The following is a 20798-nucleotide window of genomic DNA, read 5'->3' on the forward strand; positions in this document are numbered from 1 at the left end:
AATGGCTGATCTTCGCAACAATTTCGTCGGTATCAAATCCCCGAACCCGTTCTGGCTGGCATCCGCCCCGCCCACGGACAAGGCCTATAATGTCGAGCGCGCCTTCAAGGCGGGCTGGGGCGGCGTCGTCTGGAAGACGCTCGGCGAGGAAGGACCGCCGGTCGTCAACGTCAACGGACCGCGCTATGGCGCAATCTGGGGCGCCGACCGCCGGCTGCTGGGCTTGAACAACATCGAGCTCATCACCGACCGCGACCTCTATGTGAACCTGCGCGAGATGAAGCAGGTGAAGATGAACTGGCCGGACCGGGCATTGATCGCCTCGATCATGGTGCCCTGTGAGGAAGAGGCGTGGAAGGCGATCCTGCCGCTCGTCGAGGAAACCGGCGCCGACGGCATCGAACTCAACTTCGGCTGTCCGCACGGCATGTCCGAGCGCGGCATGGGCTCGGCGGTCGGACAGGTGCCTGAGTACATCGAGATGGTCGTGCGCTGGTGCAAGCAGTACACCCGCATGCCCGTCATCACCAAGCTGACGCCGAATATCACGGACATCCGCAAGCCCGCGCGCGCCGCCAAGGCTGGTGGCACCGATGCCGTGTCACTGATCAACACGATCAACTCGATCGTCTCCGTCGATCTCGACAACTTCGCCCCGAACCCGACGGTCGGCGGCAAGGGGACCCACGGCGGCTATTGCGGCCCGGCGGTCAAGCCGATCGCGCTCAACATGGTCGCCGAGATCGCCCGCGATCCGGAAACCTACGGTCTGCCGATCTCTGGCATCGGCGGGGTCACCACCTGGCGCGACGCGGCCGAATTCCTGGTGCTTGGCGCCGGCAACGTCCAGGTTTGCACTGCCGCCATGACCTACGGCTTCAAGATCGTCCAGGAGATGATCTCGGGTCTTTCCGACTGGATGGATGCCAACGGCCACCGCACGCTCGACGATATCACCGGCCGCGCGGTTCCGAATGTCACCGACTGGCAGTATCTGAACCTCAACTACATCGCCAAGGCGAAGATCGACCAGGATGCCTGTATCAAGTGCGGTCGCTGTCACATCGCTTGCGAGGATACCTCGCACCAGGCGATCACCCAGTTCGTCAACGGCGTGCGCCACTTCGAGGTGATGGAAGACGAGTGCGTCGGCTGCAATCTCTGCGTCAACGTCTGTCCCGTCGAGAACTGCATCACCATGGAAGAGCTGCCGGCGGGCACGATCGACCAGCGCACCGGCAAGCCGGTTGACCCGAACTACGCCAACTGGACGACCCACCCGAACAACCCCATGGCCCGCCAGGCCGCGGAGTGAGGAAGCCAGCGCGCGATCCGCTCGGATCGCGCCTCAACCAGTGAAAACGCCGCCGGATCCGCAATCCGGCGGCGTTGTCGTTCGGTTCTAGAACTCGACGACCACCTTCCCGAACGGCCCGCGATCAAGATGCGCCAGCGCCTCCCGCAACTCTGCGAACCGGTAGCGGGCATCGATGACCGGCTTGATGCCCGTCCGGTCGATGGCGCCGACCAGATCTTCCAACGCCCGGCGATGGCCGACGCCGATGCCCTGAATGACCGGCGATTTCAGCAGCACGAACGGTGCTGGCGCCGAGATCTCGCCGCCTTCGAGCACGCCGATCACCGATATCCGCCCCTGCACGGCCACCGCCTGCAGCGACTTGCCGAGATTGGCGCCGCCGGCAAGCTCCAGAATGTGGTCGGCGCCGTAGTCGCCGGTGATTTCCAGAACACGCTCCGCCCAGTCCTCTTTCACGCGATCAATGCCATGGTCGGCGCCGAGAGCAAGGGCGCGCTCGAGCTTGTCCTGACTGGCTGAGGTCACGATGACTTCGGCCCCATGCGCCTTGGCGATCTGTAGGCCGAACAGCGAAACGCCGCCGGTCCCCTGCACCACGACGCGATCGCCGACCTTCAGGTGGCCCTTCTCGACCAGCGCGAACCAGGCGGTCACACCGGCGCAGGGCAAGGTGCTCGCCTCGCCATCGTCGAGGCTCTCGGGTGCCTTCACGAACCAGTTTTCCGGGAAGGCGACATATTCGGAAGCGACGCCCGGGTTGAGGCCGCCGAGCGCAAACGAGGTCGGATGACGTGCAGTCCCCGGCTTCTGACCGTCGATCCAGGTGGGATCGAAGACGGAAATCACGCGATCGCCCGGCTGGAAGCGGGTCACACCCCGGCCAACCGCCTCGACCACGCCGGCCATGTCGGATCCCGGCACGAAGGGGAAGACGAGCGGCATGCCCATGCCGTTCTCCAGCACCAGCTTGTCACGGTAGTTGAGCGACAGGGCGGTCGTTCGAACCAGCACCTCGCCCGGACCGGCCTCCGGAACACGCTGCTCGGTGACCTTCAGGTTTGATGCGCCGAACGCGTCGATGGTCCACGCCTTCATCAGTCTTGCCATGGTCTTTCCTTTCATCGGTTTGATCTGATGAAGAAACCATAGCGTTGAAATTATCTCTCCAGTTGCGATAAGATTTCGCCATATTGGTTCCATATGAGATACAAAAATGAGCTACCTGAGTGGGGTCTCCGTGTTCGTGGAAGCGGCCGACGCCGGTGGATTTTCTGCCGCCGCCGAAAGGCTCAACCTGTCGCGTTCGGCGGTCGGCAAGACCGTTGCCAAGCTGGAACAGAGGCTGGGCGTTCGCCTGTTTCATCGCACGACCCGGACGCAGAGCCTCACCGACGAGGGGCAACTGTTCTATGAAAACTGCCTGAGGGCGCTCAGCGAGATCCGGGCCGGCGAGGCGCTGCTGGAATCCGGCAAGCAGGAGATCCAGGGCCGTCTGCGCCTGTCGATGCCCGTGCATTTCGGCCGCCAATGCATCATGCCGCTGCTGTCGGAACTGCTGCGGCTACACCCGCGCCTGGAATTCGACCTCAACTTCAGCGATCGCAACGTTGATCTTGTCGAGGACGGTTTCGATCTTGCCATCCGCACCGGTCCACTGCGTGGCGAACCGGAATTGATGATGCGCAAGCTTGCCGACCAGAGCATGACCGTGTGCGCCTCACCGGCCTATCTTGAAGCATACGGCACGCCCAAGACGATCGATGACCTGATGTCGCTTCAGGCGATCCTCTATCGGCGCAGCGGGCAGCCGCTCGCCTGGTCCTTTCCGGTGAAGGCCGGTCAGGTGCGGACCATCACGCCGCCGGCGCGGCTGCGGCTCGACGACCTGACGTCGATCGCCGATGCGGCGGCTGACGGCTTCGGCATCGCCTGGCTGCCGTGCTGGCTCGTCGGCAACCGCATCGCCTCCGGCTCGCTGTTGCGGATCCTCACCGACGCGCCGGCGTTGTCCTACGGCACCTATGCCGTCTGGCCGAAAACCCAATACATGCCGCCGAAGCTGCGCCTGCTCATCGATACGCTTGCCGCGCGCTTGCCTACCATGATGGAATGACGGCAACGAAACGAGTGCGACTCGTTCCGACATTGCCGCCGCTACCGCCGAAAGGCGTTCGGCATGCCGAGGGCGGCAGGCATGGGCGTGGTTATCGATTCCCGACGCCAAGGCCGCCTCTACGATCATGACAGCAACCCGCTCGAACCCCGGCAGCCGAATCCCGCTGAATAGCGTTCCCCGCCGATAACGTACAGGACACGAAAACGAAACAGATTGTGTAAAAATGGTAAGTTGTCGGCTCGCACGATCTGGATAATAAGGGAGAACTCATACGGAGTGCGCGACGCGTTGCGCAGTCACCGATAGTTTTGACACTGCGGCCGGACGGCGCTCCGGCAGAGCCGGACCTGCTGTTTGACGATCATTTCGGCCAACCGACGCAAGCGAATCCACCTCGTCTCCGGGGCCATACTCGGTTCGTTCGTGGTGGCCCACTTCTTCAATCATTCGCTCGGCCTGATCTCCATCGAGGCGATGGAGTCCGCCCGCAAGGGCTTCAATTTGATCTGGCACAGCGTTCCCGGCACGGTGCTGCTCTACGGCGCCCTGCTGCTGCATTTCGCCATGGCGCTCGAAAGCATCTATCGCCGCCAGACGTTGAGGATGCCTGCGCGCGAAGCGCTGAAGATCGTCTTCGGTCTCTGCCTGCCCTTCCTGCTGATCGGCCACGTCAGCGCCGCGCGCATCGAACCGCTGCTGACCGGTGTCGAGGCCGATTACCCGAAGATGCTGCAGTTGCTCTGGTCGAACTCGGTCAATGCCGCCAGGCAATCGATCGCCCTGCTGCTCGTCTGGGGTCATGGCTGCCTCGGTGCCTGGTTCTGGATGCGCGGCCGGACCTGGTTCCCGCGCTATGAAATCCTGCTCTACACCGTCGCGATCCTCGTGCCGATCTTCGCGCTGCTCGGCTTCGTCAGCGGCGCCCGATCGATCGAGAGCGATTACGCTGAACATGGCGGCTACGGCGACAGGGCCTACACCAGGCCGGCTGTCGATCTCACGCTTCTCGAGGATATCCGCCTCGGCCTCTATCTCGGCTTCAGCGGGCTGATCGGCGGCACCTTCCTGTTGCGCGCCATGCCGAAGGGCGGCCGCATACGCGTCCGCTATCCCGATGGCCGGGTCGCAACCGTCAATCTCGGTTTCAGCGTGCTCGAAGCGAGCCGCGCCGCAGGAATCTCGCACGTCTCGGTCTGCGGCGGCCGCGGGCGTTGCTCGACCTGCCGTGTGCGCGTCATCCAGGGATTGGAAGACCAGCCTGCCCCTGAGGACGCCGAGCTTGCGACGCTGACGCGTATCGGCGCGCCCGACAATGTCCGTCTCGCCTGCCAGTTCCGCCCTGTCCACAACGTGACAGTCGTGCCGATCCTCGACAGTGACAGCCTCGGCATCAAGAAGCAGCTCGGGCGCGAGGGCGGCGAAGGCCGGGAACGGCGGATTGCCGTGCTGTTCTGCGATCTGCGCGGCTTCACCAGCATTGCCGAACACAAGCTGCCCTTCGACACCGTGTTCCTGCTCAACCGCTACTTCGAAATGGTCGGCGAAGCGGTCGAGGATTCCGGCGGGGTCGTCGACAAGTTCATCGGCGACGGCGCGCTTGCGATCTTCGGTCTCAAGAGTTCCTACACCGAGGCCTGCCGGCAGTCGCTCGCCGCCGCCGTTCGCATATCCAAGGGCATCGAGACGCTCAACCAGACCTTCCGCGGCGAACTCGACGAGCCGCTGCGCATCGCCATGGGGCTGCATGCCGGCCCCGCCATCATCGGCGAGATCGGTTACGGCCAGGCAACCTCGCTGACGGCTGTCGGCGACACGATCAACACCGCCAGCCGGCTCGAAGGCCTCGCCAAGGAGCACGACGTGCAACTCGCCGTTTCCGCCGAACTCGTCAACCGCGCCGGTCTCGTGATCGAAGGGCACGAACGGCTCGACATCAGCCTGCGCGGCCGGCAGGCAACGCTCGAAACCTGGATCGTTGCGGACGCCGCGCGCATCTCCGCGGCCTTGCAACCAACGCTATCGAACGATTAGGTTGGGATCCCCGCCCTCACACTCCCCGGAAGCTCGAATGAAGCAGGACGTGTCCCCGAAAACGGCTCATCAGGTTCACGCCAGGGGCATCGAGAAGCTCCGGGCACATCTGGCGATGCTGACCTTCGCCATTCTGATTGCCGGTTCCTTCTCTTTCGGCGGCCTCGCGACCCAGCACATGGGCGCCGGCCCGCTGACGCTCTGGCGCTATCTGCTCACCGTCGTCGTGCTGGGGCTGATGACCTTCGGCTATGCGCGGGTTCCCTTCCATTTCCCCAAGCAATGGTGGCGCTTCCTCATCCTCGGCGGCCTGATCGCCGTCTACATGCTGACGATGTTCAAGGCGCTGGAGTTCACCAATCCGGTTTCGACCGGCGCGGTCTTCACGCTGATGCCGTTGCTCAGCGCCGGTTTCGCCTATGTGCTCCTCGGCCAGCGCACGCGCCCGGGCGTGCTTGCAGGCCTCATCATTGCGGCACTCGGCGCCGTCTGGGTAATCTTCCGCGCCAATTTCCAGGCGATCCTTGCCTTCGACGTCGGCCGGGGTGAACTGATCTTCTTCGTCGGGGTCGTCTGCCATGCGGTCTATGTGCCGCTGATCCGCAAATTCGGCCGCGAGGAAAGCCCCTTCGCCTTCGGCTTCTGGGTTGCGGTCTTCACCGTGCCCTGGCTGCTGGTTCCCGGCGGCGTCGGCCTCGTCACCACGGACTTTGCAAGCCTGCCTGCGGTCGTCTGGATCGCCGTCCTCTATCTCGCGGTGGTCACCACCGCAATCACCTTCCTGCTCCTGCAATACGCCTCGATGCGGCTGCCGGCGTCCAAAGTACTCGGCTACGGCTATTTGACGCCGAGCTTCATCATTCTGCTCGAAGGCCTGCTCGGCCACGGCTGGACCAGCCTGCCGGTTCTCGCCGGCGCGCTCACCACCGCCTGCGGCCTGCTGTTGATGGCGCTGCTGCCCGATTAAAATAGGAGGAGCGGCTCAGGCCGCCGGCTGCTCGCTCACCTGCAGCCCGTCGACGAACAACCGTTCGAGAAAGCGGGCCGCATCTTCGAACCGTCCCTCGCCGGCATTGCCCTGGCCAAGCACGGCGCGCACCTGCACGTCGAAGTCGGCATAGTGCTGGGTGGTCGACCAGATCGCGAAGATCAGGTGGTAGGGGTCGCATTTGGCGATCTTGCCGGCCTTGGCCCAGGCGCGGATCACCTCCGCCTTCTCGTCGACCAGCGCCTTCAACGGCCCCTTGAGTTCGTCCTCGATATGCGGCGCGCCCTGCAGCACCTCGTTGGCGAAGAGCCGGCTTTCACGCGGATAGTCGCGCGCCATTTCGAGCTTGCGCCGGATATAGCTGCGGATTTCGGCGACCGGATTTCCCTCCGCGTTGAACTCGCGCAAGGGATCGAGCCAGGTATCGAGCACCCGGTCGATCAACGCCCGGTGCATCGCTTCCTTGGTGCGGAAATAATAGAGCAGGTTCGGCTTCGACATGCCCGCGACTTCGGCGATCTGGTCGACCGTCGCGCCGCGGAAACCATTGGCCGAGAAGACTTCGAGCGCGGCTTCCAGGATGCGCTCTTCCTTCTCCTCCTGGATGCGTGTCCGCCTCTGGGTCTTCGCCGCTCTCGGTAATACCATCTGTCCCCCTGGCGATACCCGCGCATTCGTAGCGCAGGAACCGGTCTGCCCAATTTCTGGCCTCGCCATCTTCTTGGGCAACAACTTCGTTTTTTTGTTTTTCCGGCTTGAGTGCCGCAACGGAAGTTGTAATGTTTACCAACCGGTCAAATTATCAGCCAGTTCGCCGCCAAAGGCAACGGCTGATCGAAGGGCACCAGAAAAAACCAAGCCTGGATTTGACCACGGGAACAGGAGGGCGCGCCGATCGAGGCAAAGCCCTGAAAAGATGAGGAGACCGCCGTGGCTGCACCTGGCGAGAACATGCGCGTCAATGCCGACCGCCTGTGGAATTCACTTATGGAAATGGCCAAGATCGGCCCTGGTGTCGCCGGCGGCAACAATCGCCAGACACTGACTGACGAGGATGCCGAAGGGCGCCGGCTGTTCAAGTCCTGGTGCGACGAGGCCGGACTCACCATGGGCGTCGACACCATGGGCAACATGTTCTTTACCCGGCCCGGCACCGACCCGGATGCACTGCCCGTCTATGTCGGTTCGCACCTCGATACCCAACCGACCGGCGGCAAATATGACGGCGTGCTCGGCGTACTCTCCGGCCTCGAAGTCGTGCGCTCGATGAACGACCTCGGCATCAAGACCAAGCACCCGATCGTCGTCACCAACTGGACGAATGAAGAAGGCGCGCGCTTCGCGCCGGCCATGCTCGCCTCCGGCGTCTTTGCCGGCGTCCACACCCAAGATTTCGCCTATGGCCGCAAGGATCCGGAAGGAAAAACCTTCGGCGATGAATTGAAGCGCATCGGCTGGGTCGGCGACGAGGAGGTCGGCGCCCGCAAGATGCACGCCTATTTCGAATACCACATCGAACAGGGCCCGATCCTCGAGGCCGAGGGCAAGGATATCGGCGTCGTCACCCACTGTCAGGGCCTCTGGTGGCTGGAGTTCACGCTGACAGGTCGCGAGGCCCATACGGGCTCTACCCCGATGAACATGCGCGTCAATGCCGGCCTTGCCATGGCCCGCATCCTGGAAATGGTCCAGGGCGTTGCGATGGAGAACCAGCCGGGCGCCGTCGGCGGCGTCGGCCAGGTGTTCTTCTCGCCCAATTCCCGCAACGTGCTGCCGGGCAAGGTGGTCTTCACCGTCGATATCCGTTCGCCCGACAAGGCCAAGCTCGACCGCATGCGGGCCAAGATCGAGGCTGAGGCGCCAAAGATCACAGAACCGCTCGGCGTTGGCTGTTCCATCGAGGCGATCGGCCATTTCGAGCCGGTGACCTTCGACCCGAAGCTGGTGAGCGCCGTGCGCAACGCCGCCGAACATCTCGGCTACAGCCATATGAACATTATCTCGGGCGCCGGCCACGATGCCTGCTGGGCCGCCAAGGTGGCGCCGACGACGATGATCATGTGCCCCTGCGTCGGAGGCTTGAGCCACAACGAGGCGGAGGACATCTCCAAGGAGTGGGCCAGCGCCGGCGCCGACGTCCTCTTCCACGCCGTCGTCGAAACGGCCGAAATCGTCGAATGAGTTTGCGGGCGGGACGTAAGTTCCGCCCTTTTTCGTGGCGACCGCCTACTGCGTAATTCCTTAAATCGGGATCGATTTAAGGGCAAATTATGCAGCAAATCTAAAATGCTACAGCGACCTTAGCGCATATTGAAACACGCGCGGCGCTGTAGGCGCCGGAAGCGCAATCGCGAGGATCAAGAACCATGAGCACTGTCATCAAGGGTGGAACCATCGTCACGGCCGACCTGACCTACAAGGCGGACGTCAAGATCGAGGGCGGCAGGATCGTCGAGATCGGGCCGAACCTCGCGGGCGACGAAACGCTGGATGCGAGCGGCTGTTACGTCATGCCCGGCGGCATCGACCCGCATACGCATCTCGAAATGCCCTTCATGGGCACCTACTCCTCGGACGATTTCGAAAGCGGCACGCGCGCGGCCCTTGCCGGCGGCACGACCATGGTGGTCGATTTCGCGCTCCCCTCGCCCAACCAGTCGCTGCTCGAAGCGCTGACCATGTGGGACAACAAGTCCACCCGCGCCAATTGCGACTATTCCTTCCACATGGCGATCACCTGGTGGAGCGAACAGGTCTTCAACGAGATGGAGACCATCGTCAAGGACAAGGGCATCAACACCTTCAAGCACTTCATGGCCTACAAGGGCGCGTTGATGGTCGATGACGACGAGATGTTCTCGTCCTTCCAGCGCTGCGCGGCACTCGGCGCGCTGCCGCTGGTGCATGCCGAAAACGGCGACGTCGTTGCCCAGCTCCAGGCAAAGCTGCTGGCCGAAGGCAACAACGGGCCCGAGGCACACGCCTATTCGCGCCCGGCCGAAGTCGAGGGCGAAGCCACCAACCGCGCGATCATGATCGCCGACATGGCGGGCTGCCCCGTCTACATCGTGCACACGTCCTGCGAACAGGCGCACGAGGCGATCCGCCGCGCCCGCTCCAAGGGCATGCGCGTCTTCGGCGAGCCGCTGATCCAGCACCTGACACTCGACGAAAGCGAATATTTCAACAAGGACTGGGACCATGCGGCTCGCCGCGTGATGTCGCCGCCCTTCCGCAACAAGCTGCATCAGGACAGTCTCTGGGCCGGCCTTGCCTCGGGCTCGCTGCAAGTGGTGGCGACCGACCATTGCGCCTTCACCTCGGAGCAGAAGCGTTTCGGCGTCGGCGACTTCACCAAGATCCCGAACGGCACCGGCGGCCTTGAAGACCGCATGCCGATGCTCTGGACCCATGGCGTCAACACTGGCCGCATCACCATGAACGAGTTCGTGGCCGTCACCTCGACCAACATCGCCAAGATCCTCAACATCTACCCGAAGAAGGGCGCGATCCTCGTCGGCGCCGATGCCGACCTCGTCGTCTGGGATCCGAAGCGCACGAAGACGATCTCCGCCAAGAGCCAGCAATCGGCGATCGATTACAACGTCTTCGAGGGCAAGGAGGTGAAGGGGCTGCCGCGCTTTACGTTGACCCGCGGCGTCGTCGCGATCGAGGAAGGCACGATCAAGACCCGCGAAGGCCACGGCGAATTCGTCCGCCGCGATCCGTTCCCGGCGGTCAGTTCCGCCCTTTCCACCTGGAAGGAAGTCACCGCGCCCCGCGCCGTCCAGCGCACCGGCATTCCGGCCACCGGCGTCTGAGGTCTCATGTTTCGCGGCTTGCATTTCTTCGCGCCGCTCTGTCCCATCGGACATGTCCCGCCAGGCCGGCGGGGCGCTTCGGCACGGGTTGCGTCAGGTGGGAACGAGCGCGTCCAGCTCGGGCAGCAGCACGAGGCTTTCCCGCTGCTTGGGGTCCGTTCGCGCGATGACCGCCGTGCAGGCTTCGCTCGACCGGTTCTCCGGCAGGTGCGGCATGCCGGCGGGGATGTAGACCATGTCGCCGGCGCGCGCGACGACGTGCTCCTCCAACCGTTCGCCGAACCAAGTCCAGGCCTCGCCCGAAAGCACGTAGATCGCCGTCTCGTGGCTCTCATGCAGGTGCGCCTTGGCGCGTGCGCCGGGCGGGATCGTGACGATATGCATGCAGAGCCCGGTCGCGCCGACGGTCTCGGCTGCGATGCCCTCGAAATAGTTGAGCCCCTGCTGGCCGGCCGTGATGCCTTCAGGACGAACCACGCGACAGCCCGGATTGGATGATCGAGACATGAACGTTCTCCAGAATTCCCTGAAAAACCAGCAACAAACGGCTCCGCACCCAAATCCGCGATTGCATGTTGCCGGTCCGGATAGCAGTCTGACACAGACCAGCCAGAATGAGTATTCGCCGATGACGTCCAATACCGCATCCGTGGTTTCGGCCCGGGACCTCTGCCTGACTTTCGAAACCGCCGACGGGCCGGTCCATGCGCTGACCGGCGTCAACCTGGACGTTGCCAAGGGCGATTTCGTTTCCTTCATCGGCCCGTCCGGCTGCGGCAAGACGACGTTTCTGAGGGTGATCGCCGATCTCGAAAAGGCGACCTCCGGCAAGATCAGCGTCAACGGCATGACACCGGAAGAAGCGCGCAAGCAACGGGCCTATGGCTACGTCTTCCAGGCGGCCGCACTTTATCCCTGGCGCACGATCGAGAACAACATCGCCCTGCCGCTGGAGATCATGGGCTATTCGAAGGAAGAGAAGAAGGCGCGCATCGAGCGCACGCTCGAACTCGTCAATCTCTCGGGCTTCGGCAAGAAATATCCCTGGCAGCTCTCCGGCGGCATGCAGCAGCGCGCCTCGATCGCCCGCGCGCTGGCGTTTGACGCCGACCTCCTGCTGATGGACGAGCCCTTCGGCGCGCTGGACGAGATCGTGCGCGACCACCTGAACGAACAGCTGCTGAAGCTCTGGGCCCGCACCAACAAGACGATCTGTTTCGTCACCCATTCTATCCCCGAGGCGGTCTATCTCTCCACCAAGATCGTGGTGATGAGCCCGCGCCCCGGCCGGGTGACCGACGTGATCGAGTCGCCGCTGCCGCGCGAACGACCACTCGGCATCCGCGAAACGCCGGAGTTTCTGGAAATCGCCCACCGCGTTCGCGAGGGCCTGCGCGCAGGACACAGCTATGACGAATAGCGTCGAGATCCGCCGGGCCGAGCGGGACGACATGACTGCCTGCGCCGGCATCTTCAACCGCTGGATCGACGCAACGCCGTGGATGCCGCGCGTGCACGATCATGCCGACGTCGAGCGGTTCTACGCTGATACGGTCTTTGCCGAACGCACGGTGCTGCTGGCGGAAAATGACGGCACCATTGCCGGCTTCCTTTCGCTCTCCTCGGACGGTCACGTCACCGCGCTCTATATCGATGCATCACATCGGGGCTCGGGCATTGGCTCCCAACTGATCGAAGCCGCGAAGGCTCTGTCTCCTGACGAGCTCAGTCTCTGGACCTTCGAACACAATCGCGAAGCCCAGCGCTTCTACGAGCACCAGGGTTTTCAGGCGGTGAGCCGCACCGATGGCGACAACGAAGAGCAACTGCCGGATATCCTCTATCGCTGGCGAACCAAGGAGATGCAGGCATGAACCTCGCCTATGGCCTCTGGCTGCTGCTCGCAACGACGATCTTCCTCGGCGGCGCGACGGCCTCTCGCGCCTATGTCTCGAACGACCATCTCGGCATGCTCAGCCTTGCGCTCGGCCTCTACATGATCGGCAACATCATCATGGTGAAACTGATGCGCGATGGCGGCCTCGGCCTTGCGATCTCCCTGTCGGCCGTGGTGCAGCTCGTACTCGTCAACATCATCGCCTTCGCCGTCTTCGGTGAAAGACTGAGCCTCACACAGGCGGCCGGTGTCGCTCTCGGCATCGCCGCAATGGGCCTGATGATGATCCCGGCGAGCGGAAAGGCGTAACGATGCAGGAACCAAGCTTCCTCAGGGACAAACTGCTGCCGGTTGGCACCGTCATCGTGCTGCTGATCGCACTCTGGTACGTCGCCGCGGTGTTCCTGAACGCGCCCTTCGAGCGTGACACGGCGGCACGCGACGGCACCGAGATCGCCTTCTCCGAGATCGTGCGCAACACCATGGCGCAGGAGCGTCCGGTACTGCCGGCACCGCATCAGGTGATCGCCGAGATTTGGGACACCACCGTCAACAAGGCGATCACGTCCAAGCGCAGCCTCGTCTACCATGCCTGGATCACGCTCTCGGCGACCCTGCTCGGCTTCGGTATCGGTGCGGCGCTTGGCATATTGCTGGCGGTCGGCATCGTGCACAACCGCGCGATGGACCGTTCGCTGATGCCCTGGGTGATCGCCAGTCAGACGATCCCGATCCTCGCCGTGGCGCCGATGATCATCGTCGTGCTCAATGCCGTCGGCATCTCAGGCCTGCTGCCGAAGGCGCTGATCTCCACCTACCTCTCTTTCTTCCCCGTCGTCGTCGGCATGGTGAAGGGTCTAAGGAGCCCGGAGACGATCCAGCTCGACCTGATGCACACCTACAACGCCTCCTCGGCGCAGACCTTCTGGAAGCTGCGCTGGCCGTCGTCGATGCCCTACCTCTTCACCTCACTGAAGGTTGCCGTCGCCATCTCGCTGGTCGGCGCCATCGTCGGCGAACTGCCGACCGGCGCGGTCGCGGGCCTCGGCGCCCGCCTGCTCGCCGGCTCCTACTACGGACAGACGGTGCAGATCTGGGCGGCGCTGTTCATGGCGGCAGCACTCGCCGCAGTCCTCGTCATGATCGTCGGCTTCGCCCACACGGCCGTCCTGAAGCGCATGGGAGCCAAGCCATGAACCTTCCCATCCTTGCGGCCGCGATCATCTTCTGGCTCGCCGCCTGGGCCTTCAACGAATGGCTGGTGCGCCAGACCTTCCAGAGCGAAGCCGCCAGGGGCGCAGCGCGCTTTGCCGTGCCGCTGATCTTCGGCGTCACCATCCTGGTCCTCTGGGAAGGCATCGTGCGCGGCTTCTCCGTGCCATCGGTGTTGCTGCCGGCGCCCTCGATGATCTGGCACAAGCTGATCAACTCGCTGCCGACGCTCGGTGCCGATTTCCGCCAGACCTTCCTGAAGGCGGTGCTGTCAGGCTATGCGCTCGGCTGCGGCCTCGGCTTCGCCGTCGCAATCCTGATCGACCGCTCGCCCTTCCTGCAGAAGGGCCTGCTGCCGCTCGGCAATTTCGTCTCCGCCCTCCCCGTCATCGGCGTGGCGCCGATCATGGTCATGTGGTTCGGCTTCGACTGGCAATCGAAGGTCGCGGTCGTCGTCATCATGACCTTCTTCCCGATGCTGGTGAACACCGTTGCCGGCCTTGCCGCCGCCAGCCACATGGAGCGCGACCTGATGCGGACCTATGCGGCGTCCTGGTGGCAGACGCTCGTCAAGCTGCGTCTGCCGGCCGCCTGGCCGTTCATCTTCAACGCGCTGAAGATCAATTCGACGCTGGCGCTGATCGGCGCCATCGTCGCCGAGTTCTTCGGGACCCCCATCGTCGGCATGGGGTTCCGGATTTCCACGGAAGTGGGACGCATGAATGTCGACATGGTCTGGGCCGAGATCGCCGTTGCGGCCGTCGCCGGCTCCGTCTTCTACGGGGTGGTCGCGCTCGTCGAGCGTGCCGTCACCTTCTGGCATCCTTCCATCCGCGGAGGGCGCGCCTGAGGCATACTGCCTGAGCAATTCCAGGAAAAGTGCGAAACGGTTTTCCGTCCGGAACTGCGCAGTTGAAAGAAAATGAAGTAAAAACAAGAGGGAACTGACATGAACAAAAGACTTGCATCGCTTCTCGCCGCAGGCGTCTTTTCGCTCGCAGCGTTCCAGGCCGAGGCCGCCGACAAGGTGACGCTGCAGCTGAAATGGGTGACCCAGGCGCAGTTCGCTGGCTACTATGTCGCCAAGGACAAGGGCTTCTACGAGGAGGAAGGCCTTGACGTCGACATCAAGCCCGGCGGTCCTGATATCGCCCCGGCACAGGTGATCGCCGGCGGTGGCGCCGATGTGATCGTCGACTGGATGCCCTCGGCGCTTGCCACCCGTGAGAAAGGCGTGCCGCTCGTCAACATCGCCCAGCCCTTCAAGAAATCGGGCATGATGCTGACCTGCCTCAAGGAAACCGGCGTCACCAGCCCTGACAAGTTCAAGGGGCAGACGCTCGGCGTCTGGTTCTTCGGCAACGAATATCCGTTCCTCTCCTGGATGTCACACCTGAAGATCCCGACCGATGGCGGCCCGAACGGGGTCACGGTCCTGAAACAGGGCTTCAACGTCGACCCGCTGATCCAGAAGCAGGCCGCCTGCATCTCAACCATGACCTATAACGAATATTGGCAGGTCATCGATGCCGGCATCAAGCCGGACGACCTGGTCACCTTCAAGTATGAAGACCAGGGCGTGGCGACGCTCGAAGACGGCCTCTATGTGCTCGAAGACAAGCTCAAGGACGCCGCCTTCAAGGAGAAGATGGTCAAGTTCGTGCGCGCCTCGATGAAGGGCTGGAAGTACGCCGAGGAGAACCCGGACGAAGCTGCGGATATCGTTCTCGAAAACGACTCCACCGGCGCGCAGACGGAAAAGCACCAGAAGCGCATGATGGGCGAAGTGGCGAAACTGACGTCGGGCTCCAACGGCGCGCTCGACGAGGCCGACTACAAGCGCACGGTGCAGTCGCTGCTTGCCGGCGGTTCCGATCCCGTGATTTCCAAGGAGCCGGAAGGCGCCTGGACGCATGAGATCACCGATGCCGCACTGAAGTAGGCGATCGCCAAAACATCAGAAGAGGGTCGCACGATCGTGCGGCCCTCTTCCGTTTCTGCAGCGCCGCGCGTCCTCTCAGACGCACAAAGGTCGCTACTGCATGTTTTTCTCCTTAGATCGTTCAGGATTTAAGGAAACATGCAGCAGGCGGCCGTTCGCATCCGCCATGTTGCCGCCGGATACCGGGCGTGGGGGTGGTAACCCGGCTGACAACGGCACTACCCTTGCTTGCCATTGTCAAGATCGTGTCAAGATCGCAACCATAACCGCAGAACAAGTTGAATATTGAGGCACCATCGCTTCGTGCGCTCTTGTAAGCGTCAAGAGCCGAGATTACATAGGCCCCGATGTTTGTTGGAGGCAGGCATGGCGGAGGACATTCTTTTCCCGATGCATTGCCTGCGGTAACCGGTCTCAGTTCCGCCGGCGTCTACGGTCTGATACCGTGCACGCGGAGCGCGAAATGAGGAAAAGCGCAGTCTCCTGTCCCCGCGCGATCAGCCGGGGCGCGATGTCGGCGTGATAAAATCGCCTGATTGCCCGTGGATCCTGCCTCGAGCTGTGATCCGCTCTAAGTTGTTTTCATTGCCGGGATTATGAAGCCGATGGCTCAAAAAGTACTGCCTATTCTCAGCGTATGCGCTGCGATGACCTTTGGTTCGCTTCCGGTTGCCGGGGCCCAGGAAGCGACAGAACCGAAGCAGACACAAAGCTTGCCGTCCATCGTCGTGACCTCGGCGGTCGACCAGTCGATCAGCGACCGCGTCGTCGCGACCGGCACCATTCAGGCCGTCGAGCAGGTCTATGTCGCCCCGATGGTCGACGGCCTCTCCATCCGCACACTCAATGTCGATGTCGGCGACGAGGTCGAAGCCGGCAGTGTGCTCGTGGTCCTGAACGACGACGCGCTTCGCCTGCAGAAAAGCGAACTCGAAGCCTCTCTTGCCAAGGCGGAAGCCGGGCTTGCTCAGTTGAATGCACAGCTCAGCGAAACCAGGGCGAACGCGGACGAGGCCAAGCGGGTCAGCGACCGCGCCGCCGAACTCTCCAAGAACGGCACCGTATCGACGGCCGAGGCCGACCGCGTCCGAGCCCTCGCGATCGCGACGCAGGCGCGCGTCCTTTCCGCCGAGCAGGCCGTCGCCGTGGCCAATGCCGACATCAAGGTGGCCGAAGCGCAGATCGACGACATCGACCTTCGCCTCGCCCGTACCGAGGTCAAGGCGCCTGTCGCCGGCGTGATCTCCGCCAAGAACGCCAAGGTCGGCGCGATCGCCACCGGCAATAGCGAACCGCTCTTCGCCATGATCCGCGATGGCGCGATCGAGATGAAGGCCGACGTTGCCGAAGCCGATATCATCAAGCTCGCTGTCGGCCAGCCGGCAACCGTGACGCTCGCCGGCGGCAACACCAAGGTCGAGGGCACGATCCGCCTGATCGCGCCGACGGTCGATCCCGTCAGCCGCCTCGGAACCGTTTTCATCAGCCTGACGGCCACCGAGAAGGCACGCGCCGGCATGTATGCGAGCGCGCTGATCACCGCCGAGCAGAAGCAGGCAGTGGTCCTGCCGCAAACGGCCGTTACCAATGAGAACGGCCGCACCATCGTCCGCAAAGTCGAAAACGGCGTCATCCGCATCCTGCCCGTCAAGACAGGGATTTCCGACGGCAAGTTCATCGAAGTCCTCGAAGGCCTGAAGGCCGGCGAAGAAGTGGTGGCGAGGGCCGGAGCCTATGTCCGCGACGGCGACCGCATCAACCCCGTCAAGTCCGCTGCATCAGCGACCAACTGACAGGAACCGTGACCATGAACTTCTCAGCCTGGTCCATACGCAATCCGATCGCGCCGATCCTTGCCTTCGTCGTTCTGATGGTGCTCGGCTATCAGTCCTTCGAATCGCTGCCGATCACCCGCTTCCCCAATATCGACGTGCCGATCGTCTCGATCAACGTGACGCAGAGCGGTGCTTCACCGGCCGAGCTCGAGACGCAGGTCACCAAGGAAATCGAGGACGCGGTCGCGAGCGTCACCGGCGTCGACCACATCGAATCGACGATCAACGACGGCACGTCGACGACCGCGGTCATCTTCCGCATGGAAGTGCCGACGGCCCAGGCGGTGCAGGACGTCAAGGACGCAATCGACCGCATCCGCAGCGATCTCCCCACCTCGATCGAGGAACCGATCGTCTCCAAGGTCGACGTCGAAGGCCAGGCGATCCAGACCTTCTCCGTCTCCGCGCCCGGCATGTCGCTGGAAGAGCTCTCCTGGTTCGTCGATGACGTCATCAAGCGCGAAATCCAGGGCAAGAAGGGCATCGGCCGTGTCGACCGCTATGGCGGCGCCGACCGCGAGGTTCGGATCGAACTCAACGACGACAAGCTGAATTCGCTCGGCATCACCGCCGCCGACGTCAACGGCCAGCTTCGCCGCATGAACATGGATCTCGGCTCCGGCCGCGGCCAGGTCGGCGGCAGCGAGCAGGCGATCCGCACCCTCGGCGACACCCGCAACGTCAACCAGCTCGCCAACACGATGATCTCGGTGCCGAGCGGTCGCTTCGTGCGCCTCTCCGATCTCGGCACGGTCACCGACACCTATGAGGAGCCGCGCTCCTTCTCGCGCTTCAACGGCAATCCCGGCGTGACCTTCGCGGTCTTCCGCGCCAAGGGCGCCAGCGAGGTCAGCGTCGCCGAGACGGTCGCCAAGTCGCTCGAAAAGATCCGTGCGGCGAACCCCGACGTCACCATCGAGATGGTCGACGATTCCGTCTACTTCACCTACGGCAACTACGAAGCGGCACTGCACACGCTGATGGAAGGCGCGCTGCTCGCCGTCATCGTCGTCATGCTCTTTCTGCGCAACTGGCGCGCCACCCTGATCTCGGCCGTCGCACTGCCGCTGTCGGCCATCCCGACCTTCTGGATCATGGACCTGCTCGGCTTCTCGCTGAACCTCGTCAGCTTCCTCGCGATGACGCTCGCGACCGGTATCCTCGTCGACGACGCGATCGTCGAGATCGAGAACATCGAGCGGCACATCCATATGGGCAAGTCGCCCTATCGGGCCGCGATCGAGGCGGCGGATGAGATCGGCCTGGCGGTTATCGCGACGACCTTCACGATCATCGCGGTCTTCGTGCCCGTGTCCTTCATGCCGGGCATTCCTGGCCAGTACTTCATCCAGTTCGGTTTGACGGTTGCCGTCGCAGTGTTCTTCTCGCTGCTCGTCGCCCGCCTGATCACGCCTGTCATGGCCGCCTATCTGATGCGTGCTTCGGACGCGGGCGCCGACCACCACAACAAAGACGGCTTCATGATGCGCAACTACACGCGCCTCGTGCAGGTCACGACCAAACATTGGTACACACGTTACCTGACGCTGCTTGCCGCAATCGCCTTCTCGGTCGGCTCCGTCTTTGCGCTGATCCTCTATGTGCCCGGTAGCTTCCTGCCGCCGGAAGACGCCTCGCGCGTCAGCCTGTCGATCGAGCTGCCGCCGGATGCCATGCTCGAGGACACCGACCGGACCACGACGGAGATCTACAACCGGATCAAGGGTATCGATGGGGTCGACAACATTTTCGTCCTCGGCGGAGCCTCGCCGAAAGGCGATCTGGAGCTGCGCCGCGCCACCGTCACGGTGCTTCTGAAAAAGCTCGACCATTCGCTCGTGAACAAGGTCGTCAACGACGTCATCGGCCGTACGCCGCTGATCGGCCCTTACCTGCCGAAGATGGCCCCCGCCGGCCGCATCGTCCCGCAGTCGGAGATCGAGAAGGAAATCTTCGCCCGCGTTCGCGACATACCGGACGTGCGGGTCATCAAGCTCAACGACCGCGGCCAGCGCGATCTTGCGTTCAACCTGCTCTCCAACAACGAGGCCGATCTCGACCAGGGTGTCGCGATCCTGGAAGCGAAGCTGCGCAGCGATCCGCTGCTCGCCAATGTCAGCCCGGATGGGGCGCTCCCCCGCCCGGAACTGCAGATCCGTCCGCGTGACGAACAGATGTCGCGCCTCGGCATCACCACGGCGCAGATCTCGGAGGTCATCCGCGTCGCCACCATCGGCGATATCGACGCGGCGCTGACCAAGATCGCGCTCGACGGACGGCTGATCCCGATCCGCGTGCAGATCAACCGCGACTTCCGCACCGATATCGCGGCGATCCGCAACCTCAAGATCACGACGGCAGCGGGTGCCACCGTGCCGCTGTCGAGCGTTGCCGACATCAACTATTCGGAAGGCCCGAGCTCGATCAAGCGCTACGACCGCAACCGCGTCGTCTCGCTCGGTGCGGACCTGCCGGTCGGCGTTGCGCTCAACACTGCCTCGGACCGCTTCAAGCAGATCGCCGGTCAGGCCGAACTGCCCAAGTCCGTACAGTTCCTCGAAAGCGGCGACGCCGAGGTCCAGGCGGAGATGCAGCAGAGCTTCGGCAATGCCATGCTGCTTGGCCTGATGCTGGTGCTGGTGGTGCTGATCCTGCTCTTCAAGGACGTGATCCAGCCGTTCACCATCCTGTTCTCGCTGCCGCTTGCCATCGGCGGCGTCGCCGCCGCTCTGATCCTGACGCAGAACGCGCTGTCGATGCCGGTGCTGATCGGTATCCTGATGCTGATGGGCATCGTCACCAAGAACGCGATCCTGCTCGTCGACTTCGGCATCGAGATGATGCACCACGGCATGGACCGTCAGGTCGCGATGATCGAGGCCGGCCGCAAGCGCGCCCGTCCGATCATCATGACCTCGATCGCCATGTCGGCGGGCATGCTGCCCTCCGCGCTGGGGGTCGGCGAAGGCGGCTCGTTCCGCGCCCCGATGGCAATCGCGGTGATCGGCGGCATCATCGTCTCGACGGTGCTGAGCCTTGTGATCGTCCCGTCGTTCTTCCTGATCATGGACGACCTCTCGCGGCTGCTCGCCCGCATCTTCGGCCGTTTCGTCGGCCAGAAGGACGAGGAGAACCTGCCGCTCGACCGCGGCACCCTGACGGACCTGGTCCAGGAGCAGAGCAAGACGATCGAAGGCCTGGAAGATCGCCTGAAGACGCTCGAGTCGGACCAGACCAAAGGACGATCCGGCGGCAAGGTCATCAACCATCCGGCGCTCGCCGCCGAATAGGCTACTGCCTGTCTCCTTAAATCGACCTCGATTTAAGGACAAAGACATGCAGCAAATCAAAGTGCGACAGCGACCTTTGCGCGTCTCATAAGACGCGCGGCGCTGTAGCGGCCGAAGCGGCGCTTCGCCCGCAACTGTCACAATTCAAGTACGAGCCCGCGCCCTGCAAGCGCGGGCTTTTTGTTGATATTATTTGATCGAGGTCAAACCGCCTTCCGCCAGGCTTTATTACCTTGCACCTACAGCGCCGCGCGTCTGATCAGGCGCGCAAAGGTCGCTGTAGCACTTTGATTTGCTGCATGTCCTCGTCCTTAAATCGAGGTCGATTTAAGGAGACATGCAGCTGGA

Annotated in this window: 17 protein-coding genes; 14 read left to right on the forward strand and 3 right to left on the reverse strand. The window is 63.2% G+C overall.

Annotated features, from left to right (window positions below):
- Position 1: 1 nt before the first annotated feature.
- A complete protein-coding gene (gene preA / locus AC1Z3V_RS31950; protein WP_483504019.1) occupies positions 2-1315 on the forward strand; it encodes an NAD-dependent dihydropyrimidine dehydrogenase subunit PreA in 1314 nt (437 codons plus the stop codon).
- A gap of 87 nt (positions 1316-1402) precedes the next feature.
- Here preA and AC1Z3V_RS31955 read toward each other — a convergent pair whose 3' ends face one another.
- Complete coding sequence (locus tag AC1Z3V_RS31955; RefSeq protein WP_483504020.1) at positions 1403-2425, reverse strand: zinc-dependent alcohol dehydrogenase family protein; 1023 nt, start codon at positions 2423-2425, stop codon at positions 1403-1405.
- A gap of 106 nt (positions 2426-2531) precedes the next feature.
- Here AC1Z3V_RS31955 and AC1Z3V_RS31960 point away from each other — a divergent pair, with 106 nt between their 5' ends.
- From AC1Z3V_RS31960 to AC1Z3V_RS31970, 3 genes are all read left to right on the forward strand, one after another.
- On the forward strand, positions 2532-3431 hold the full coding sequence (locus AC1Z3V_RS31960; protein ID WP_483504021.1) for a LysR family transcriptional regulator: 900 nt from the start codon (positions 2532-2534) through the stop codon (positions 3429-3431).
- Positions 3432-3788: 357 nt separating this feature from the next.
- Positions 3789-5465, forward strand: coding sequence for an adenylate/guanylate cyclase domain-containing protein (locus AC1Z3V_RS31965; RefSeq protein ID WP_483504022.1), 1677 nt, complete (start codon positions 3789-3791; stop codon positions 5463-5465).
- A gap of 37 nt (positions 5466-5502) precedes the next feature.
- Positions 5503-6432 (forward strand): DMT family transporter, encoded by a 930-nt coding sequence (locus AC1Z3V_RS31970; RefSeq protein ID WP_483504023.1) that lies wholly within the window; start codon positions 5503-5505, stop codon positions 6430-6432.
- Positions 6433-6447: 15 nt separating this feature from the next.
- On the opposite strand, the gene rutR is transcribed toward AC1Z3V_RS31970, so the two are convergent.
- Complete coding sequence (rutR, locus tag AC1Z3V_RS31975) at positions 6448-7101, reverse strand: HTH-type transcriptional regulator RutR (RefSeq protein WP_173517579.1); 654 nt, start codon at positions 7099-7101, stop codon at positions 6448-6450.
- A gap of 282 nt (positions 7102-7383) precedes the next feature.
- Here rutR and AC1Z3V_RS31980 point away from each other — a divergent pair, with 282 nt between their 5' ends.
- Both AC1Z3V_RS31980 and hydA read left to right on the forward strand, forming a co-directional pair.
- Positions 7384-8634: a Zn-dependent hydrolase gene (locus tag AC1Z3V_RS31980; protein WP_483504024.1), complete on the forward strand. Its 1251-nt coding sequence runs from the start codon at positions 7384-7386 to the stop codon at positions 8632-8634.
- A 185-nt stretch (positions 8635-8819) separates the two neighbouring features.
- Positions 8820-10274, forward strand: a complete 1455-nt coding sequence (gene hydA, locus AC1Z3V_RS31985; RefSeq protein WP_429816573.1) for a dihydropyrimidinase — start codon at positions 8820-8822, stop codon at positions 10272-10274.
- 93 nt (positions 10275-10367) lie between these two features.
- On the opposite strand, the gene AC1Z3V_RS31990 is transcribed toward hydA, so the two are convergent.
- The gene (locus AC1Z3V_RS31990; protein ID WP_483504025.1) at positions 10368-10781 is read right to left on the reverse strand and encodes a cupin domain-containing protein; all 414 of its coding nucleotides are present in this window, start codon (positions 10779-10781) and stop codon (positions 10368-10370) included.
- Between the two features lie 121 nt (positions 10782-10902).
- On the opposite strand from AC1Z3V_RS31990, the gene AC1Z3V_RS31995 reads away from it, so the two are divergent.
- The 8 genes from AC1Z3V_RS31995 (at position 10903) to AC1Z3V_RS32030 (ending at position 20450) form a co-directional block, all read left to right on the forward strand.
- On the forward strand, positions 10903-11694 hold the full coding sequence (locus tag AC1Z3V_RS31995; protein ID WP_429816581.1) for an ABC transporter ATP-binding protein: 792 nt from the start codon (positions 10903-10905) through the stop codon (positions 11692-11694).
- Positions 11684-12148, forward strand: coding sequence for an N-acetyltransferase family protein (locus AC1Z3V_RS32000; RefSeq protein ID WP_483504026.1), 465 nt, complete (start codon positions 11684-11686; stop codon positions 12146-12148). Before AC1Z3V_RS31995 ends, AC1Z3V_RS32000 begins: the two co-directional genes overlap by 11 nt.
- On the forward strand, positions 12145-12480 hold the full coding sequence (locus AC1Z3V_RS32005; RefSeq protein WP_429816587.1) for a hypothetical protein: 336 nt from the start codon (positions 12145-12147) through the stop codon (positions 12478-12480). The genes AC1Z3V_RS32000 and AC1Z3V_RS32005 overlap by 4 nt, the downstream gene beginning before the upstream one ends.
- Before the next feature lie 2 nt (positions 12481-12482).
- Positions 12483-13367, forward strand: coding sequence for an ABC transporter permease (locus tag AC1Z3V_RS32010; protein ID WP_483504027.1), 885 nt, complete (start codon positions 12483-12485; stop codon positions 13365-13367).
- Positions 13364-14233 (forward strand): ABC transporter permease, encoded by an 870-nt coding sequence (locus tag AC1Z3V_RS32015; RefSeq protein ID WP_483504028.1) that lies wholly within the window; start codon positions 13364-13366, stop codon positions 14231-14233. The genes AC1Z3V_RS32010 and AC1Z3V_RS32015 overlap by 4 nt, the downstream gene beginning before the upstream one ends.
- Before the next feature lie 99 nt (positions 14234-14332).
- Positions 14333-15325, forward strand: coding sequence for an ABC transporter substrate-binding protein (locus AC1Z3V_RS32020; protein ID WP_429816596.1), 993 nt, complete (start codon positions 14333-14335; stop codon positions 15323-15325).
- Between the two features lie 605 nt (positions 15326-15930).
- Positions 15931-17118, forward strand: coding sequence for an efflux RND transporter periplasmic adaptor subunit (locus tag AC1Z3V_RS32025; RefSeq protein ID WP_483504029.1), 1188 nt, complete (start codon positions 15931-15933; stop codon positions 17116-17118).
- 14 nt (positions 17119-17132) lie between these two features.
- Entirely contained in the window at positions 17133-20450 is a 3318-nt protein-coding gene (locus tag AC1Z3V_RS32030) for an efflux RND transporter permease subunit (protein WP_483504030.1), read from the forward strand.
- The last annotated feature ends 348 nt before the right edge of the window (positions 20451-20798 follow it).

The organism is Ensifer sp. 38_S197 (assembly GCF_056924495.1).

Excerpts from the sequence above, each read along its gene's own strand:
- preA (WP_483504019.1), top strand. The coding sequence starts at position 2 with ATGGCTGATCTTCGCAACAATTTCGTCGGTATCAAATCCCCGAACCCG.
- AC1Z3V_RS31955 (WP_483504020.1), bottom strand. The coding sequence starts at position 2,425 with ATGGCAAGACTGATGAAGGCGTGGACCATCGACGCGTTCGGCGCATCA.
- AC1Z3V_RS31960 (WP_483504021.1), top strand. The coding sequence starts at position 2,532 with ATGAGCTACCTGAGTGGGGTCTCCGTGTTCGTGGAAGCGGCCGACGCC.
- AC1Z3V_RS31970 (WP_483504023.1), top strand. The coding sequence starts at position 5,503 with ATGAAGCAGGACGTGTCCCCGAAAACGGCTCATCAGGTTCACGCCAGG.
- rutR (WP_173517579.1), bottom strand. The coding sequence starts at position 7,101 with ATGGTATTACCGAGAGCGGCGAAGACCCAGAGGCGGACACGCATCCAG.
- hydA (WP_429816573.1), top strand. The coding sequence starts at position 8,820 with ATGAGCACTGTCATCAAGGGTGGAACCATCGTCACGGCCGACCTGACC.
- AC1Z3V_RS31990 (WP_483504025.1), bottom strand. The coding sequence starts at position 10,781 with ATGTCTCGATCATCCAATCCGGGCTGTCGCGTGGTTCGTCCTGAAGGC.
- AC1Z3V_RS31995 (WP_429816581.1), top strand. The coding sequence starts at position 10,903 with ATGACGTCCAATACCGCATCCGTGGTTTCGGCCCGGGACCTCTGCCTG.
- AC1Z3V_RS32000 (WP_483504026.1), top strand. The coding sequence starts at position 11,684 with ATGACGAATAGCGTCGAGATCCGCCGGGCCGAGCGGGACGACATGACT.
- AC1Z3V_RS32005 (WP_429816587.1), top strand. The coding sequence starts at position 12,145 with ATGAACCTCGCCTATGGCCTCTGGCTGCTGCTCGCAACGACGATCTTC.
- AC1Z3V_RS32010 (WP_483504027.1), top strand. The coding sequence starts at position 12,483 with ATGCAGGAACCAAGCTTCCTCAGGGACAAACTGCTGCCGGTTGGCACC.
- AC1Z3V_RS32015 (WP_483504028.1), top strand. The coding sequence starts at position 13,364 with ATGAACCTTCCCATCCTTGCGGCCGCGATCATCTTCTGGCTCGCCGCC.
- AC1Z3V_RS32020 (WP_429816596.1), top strand. The coding sequence starts at position 14,333 with ATGAACAAAAGACTTGCATCGCTTCTCGCCGCAGGCGTCTTTTCGCTC.
- AC1Z3V_RS32025 (WP_483504029.1), top strand. The coding sequence starts at position 15,931 with ATGGCTCAAAAAGTACTGCCTATTCTCAGCGTATGCGCTGCGATGACC.
- AC1Z3V_RS32030 (WP_483504030.1), top strand. The coding sequence starts at position 17,133 with ATGAACTTCTCAGCCTGGTCCATACGCAATCCGATCGCGCCGATCCTT.